Origin of the sequence: Mesorhizobium sp. M7A.F.Ca.CA.004.06.1.1 (assembly GCF_003999135.1) — a bacterium.
Taxonomy (GTDB): Bacteria; Pseudomonadota; Alphaproteobacteria; order Rhizobiales; family Rhizobiaceae; genus Mesorhizobium.
Genome location: NZ_RZPQ01000573.1, coordinates 1 through 3,855, shown reverse-complemented (window position 1 = coordinate 3,855; position 3,855 = coordinate 1). Strand labels below are relative to the sequence as shown.

At 64.5% G+C, this 3,855-nt stretch carries 4 protein-coding genes and 1 pseudogene; 4 read left to right on the top strand and 1 reads right to left on the bottom strand.

Annotation, left to right across the window (positions count from 1 at the left end; translation table 11 throughout):
* Nucleotides 1–75: 75 nt before the first annotated feature.
* Genes EN906_RS25985 through EN906_RS25970 form a run of 4 tightly spaced genes read left to right on the top strand, consistent with a single transcriptional unit; the run spans nucleotide 76 to nucleotide 3,655 of the window.
* A complete protein-coding gene (locus tag EN906_RS25985; RefSeq protein WP_127267830.1) occupies nucleotides 76–414 on the top strand; it encodes an XdhC family protein in 339 nt (112 codons plus the stop codon).
* A 6-nt stretch (nucleotides 415–420) separates the two neighbouring features.
* The gene (locus EN906_RS25980; RefSeq protein WP_127267829.1) at nucleotides 421–1,125 is read left to right on the top strand and encodes an XdhC family protein; all 705 of its coding nucleotides are present in this window, start codon (nucleotides 421–423) and stop codon (nucleotides 1,123–1,125) included.
* Nucleotides 1,122–2,732 (top strand): molybdopterin-binding/glycosyltransferase family 2 protein, encoded by a 1,611-nt coding sequence (locus EN906_RS25975; protein WP_127267828.1) that lies wholly within the window; start codon nucleotides 1,122–1,124, stop codon nucleotides 2,730–2,732. Before EN906_RS25980 ends, EN906_RS25975 begins: the two co-directional genes overlap by 4 nt.
* A gap of 32 nt (nucleotides 2,733–2,764) precedes the next feature.
* Nucleotides 2,765–3,655: an alpha/beta hydrolase gene (locus EN906_RS25970; protein ID WP_127267827.1), complete on the top strand. Its 891-nt coding sequence runs from the start codon at nucleotides 2,765–2,767 to the stop codon at nucleotides 3,653–3,655.
* A 29-nt stretch (nucleotides 3,656–3,684) separates the two neighbouring features.
* On the opposite strand, the pseudogene EN906_RS38495 reads toward EN906_RS25970, so the two are convergent.
* Nucleotides 3,685–3,855 (bottom strand): annotated as a pseudogene (locus EN906_RS38495) (DUF1176 domain-containing protein); the annotation flags it as partial.

The window sequence follows — 3,855 nt, the reverse complement described above, 5'->3', positions numbered from 1 at the left end:
AGGCACGCCGCATAACCATATCTTTCCCACCCGGAAAACAGATCCCGAGAAAAACAGACTTCTGGAGAAACGGTCATGGAAAGCAGCATTTATCTGGATGAGGCCCGCGACCCGCTGATCATCGCGGAGGGCTGGATGAAGGACGGCAAGGACGTGGCCATCGCGACTGTGGTCGAGACCTGGGGTTCGGCGCCCCGACCTGTAGGCAGCCATCTGGTCATCGACGCCGACGGCAATTTCCACGGCTCCGTCTCGGGCGGCTGCGTCGAAGGCGCTGTGGTCAGTGAGGCCATCGACGTCATCGACAGCGGCAAGGCCAGGATGCTGGAGTTCGGTGTTGCCGATGAGACCGCATGGCAGGTCGGCTTGTCCTGTGGCGGCCGCATCAAGGTGTACGTGGAAAGACTGGGCTGATCTCGGATGGATCCCTACGCCTTAAAAATTTTGAACGCCGAACGACGCGCTCGCCGCGCGGCGATCCTGGTCACCGATCTCGGTGACGGCCGCGACCGCATCGTGCGCGAAGGCGATCAGGTCGCCGGCGATCTTGGCGCCGCGATCGCCAGGGCGTTCCGCACAGGCAACTCCGGTTCGGTCGAAGCAGAGGGGCGGAATTTCTTTCTCAACGCGCATCTGCCGCAGCCGCGTCTGGTCGTGATTGGCGCTGTCCATATCAGCCAGGCGCTGGCGCCGATGGCCAGGATCGCCGGCTATCCCGTGGAGATAATCGACCCCCGCACCGCCTTCGCCACGCCGGACCGCTTTCCCGATGTGGCGCTTCATGCCGAATGGCCGGAGGATGTGCTGAAGCGTCAGCCGCTCGACAGCTATACGGCGCTTGCCGCCGTCACTCATGACCCGAAGGTCGATGATTTCGCGCTGAAGGCCGCGCTCGACGCCAACTGTTTCTATGTCGGGGCGCTCGGTAGCAGGAAGACGCATGCCAAGCGGGTCGAACGCCTGCTGGCGCTGGGCGCGAGCGCCGATCAGATCGCCCGTATCCATGCGCCGATCGGGCTCGACATCGGTGCTGCCAGCCCGGGAGAGATCGCCGTTGCGGTGTTGGCCCAGGCAATCCACGCCTTCCGCTCGCGCGGTCTCGATGCCAAGGGCGCGGCGGCGTGAAATTCGGCCCGATCCCGATCGAGACCGCGGAAGGCGCGGTGCTGGCGCACTCCACCACCGCCGGCGAACGCCGCTTCCGCAAGGCGCACAGGCTGAGCGCTGAAGATGTGGCGCTGCTGCGGGCTGCCGGTGTTTCCGAGGTCGTTGCGGCTGTGCTGACTGAGGACGACCTCGGCGAGGATGCGGCCGCGCAAACGATTGCCGAGAGCATGACCTTTCGCGGGATCGAAGCCAGGCCTGCCGCGACCGGGCGGGTCAATCTCCATGCCAAGGCGCCGGGCATCTTCACGGTCGATGCCGCTGTCATCGATGCCATCAATGCCATTGATCCCGCCATCACCATCGCCACGCTGGCGCAGCATGCGCCGGTCGAGAAAGGCCAGATGGTCGCGACCGTGAAGATCATTCCCTTCGCGGTCAGTTCAGCGCTGGTCGACGCTGCGACAGAAATCTGCGCCGCGGGCGAGATATTTGCCGTCAATGCCTACCGGCCCGTGCGTGTCGGCGTCATCCAGACGGTTCTGCCGGGCATCAAGCCTTCCGTGCTCGACAAGACGCTGCGCGTCACCGAAGCGCGGCTGGCGCGTACGGGCGGCAGGCTGACTGCGGAGCGCCGCACGCCGCATGAGGTCGCGCCAGTGGCGGAGGCCGCGGTCTCCCTGGCGCGCGACAACGACATGGTGGTGATCTTCGGCGCTTCGGCGATGAGCGATTTTGCCGATGTCATTCCCGCGGCGATCGAGAAGGCGGGTGGTGCAGTCATCCGCGCGGGCATGCCGGTCGATCCCGGCAATCTGCTGGTGCTCGGCACGCTCGATGGCAAGCGCATCATCGGCGCGCCCGGCTGCGCCCGCAGCCCCAAGGAGAATGGTTTCGACTGGGTGCTGGACCGGTTGATCGCTGGCCTCGACGTGACGGCCAGGGATATTGCCGCCATGGGGGTCGGCGGGCTGTTGATGGAAATCCCGACACGGCCGCAGCCGCGCGAACCGCTGCCGGCGAAAAGCCAGCTCAAGGTCGGCATCGTGCTGCTGGCCGCTGGCCGCTCAAGCCGCATGGGCGGGCCGAACAAGCTTTTGGCGCTGTTCGACGGCAAGCCGCTTGTGCGCCGCACCGCCGAGCGGGCGCTCGGCTCGAAGGCGTCCGGCACTGTCATCGTCACCGGCCACCAGCGCGAGCGGGTGCGCGCTGCGCTGGTGGGCCTCGACGTGACCTTCGCCGACAATCCCGATTTTGCCGAGGGCCTGTCCACCTCGCTGAAAGCCGGCATCGCCTATCTGCCGGAAGATTCCGCCGGCGTGATGATCGTTCTCGGTGACATGCCTGATATCACGTCCGATGACCTCGACAGATTGATCGATGCTTTCCGCAAGGCCGGCGGCAACGCGGTGGTCCGCGCCTCGCATGACGGCAAGCGCGGCAACCCTGTGCTTTTGCCGCGCTCGCTGTTTCCGGCGATCGCCCATCTCGAAGGCGACACAGGCGCGCGCCATCTGGTCGAGACCGAAGGGCTCGATGTCATCGATGTCGAAATCGGCGCGGCGGCGTCAGTCGATGTCGACACACGCGAGGCGCTGGAAGGCGCCGGCGGCGTGCTGCAGGATTGACAAACCCAAGCCGAATTACGCATGCCTTGGACATGTCTATCCGCTGCCAAATTTTCTGTGCCTTTGCAGTCGCGACCGCGTTGCTGTCTCCGGCCGCGCAAAGCCAGACGCTGTCCTTAAAACCCTTCAAGGACGATCTCTTCGCCTATCCGGCCACGCTATCGTCCGACACCAATGGCGCCTATACCGTCATCGACTACCGCGAGATGCGCGATATCAACCAGCGTGACCAGGTGCCGGAGCGCCGGGTAAACGCCCAATACACCGACACCGGCGTCCGCAAGATGCAGCAGGATCTGTTGCTGAAAACCGATGCCGGCGATGTCAGGCATGTCGCCGCAGGCAAGACCGAGGGCGCCGGCATCATCGTGCTTTATCTGCACGGGCAGGGCGGCAGCCGCAAGCAGGGTGTCGACGACTTCACCTTCGGCGGCAATTTCAACCGGCTCAAGAACCTGATGGCCGGCAATGGCGGCCTCTATCTCAGTCCTGATTTCCCCGATTTCGGCGACAAGGGAGCGGCGCAGGTGGCGGCGCTGATCGGTCATTATGCCGAACAGTCGCCAGGCGCGAAGATCTTCGTCGCCTGCGGCTCGATGGGCGGCGCGCTATGCTGGAAGCTGGCCGCGCGCAAGGATACAGGCGGACGCATCAATGGCCTGCTGCTGCTCGGTTCGCTGTGGGATGAGAGCTTTTTCACCAGCCCGGCCTTCAAGCGCCGCGTGCCGGTCTTCTTCGGCCAGGGCAGCCACGACGTCGTCTACCCCGTGGCAAAGCAGGAGGCGTTCTTTCGCTCGATCCTGACCAAATCGAAGACCTATCCGACCCGCTTCGTCCGCTTCGAGACCGGCACCCATGGCACGCCGATCCGCATGACCGACTGGCGCGGCACGCTCAACTGGATGCTGTCGAAGGCGCCCTGATCGACGCAGCCTGCAAGCTCGTGTGATGCTCAGGGCGCGGTGTTATAGTCGACAACCGTCTCCGGATTTTGCTCGCCGTCATAGGACGCATCGACGTCATACTGGACCAGCGAAAAATTGCCGTTGCGGAACAGATACGTCCCTGCGTCGGACGCATCGCCGATGCCGCGCCACTTGTTGAATGTTGTGATCGTGTGGGC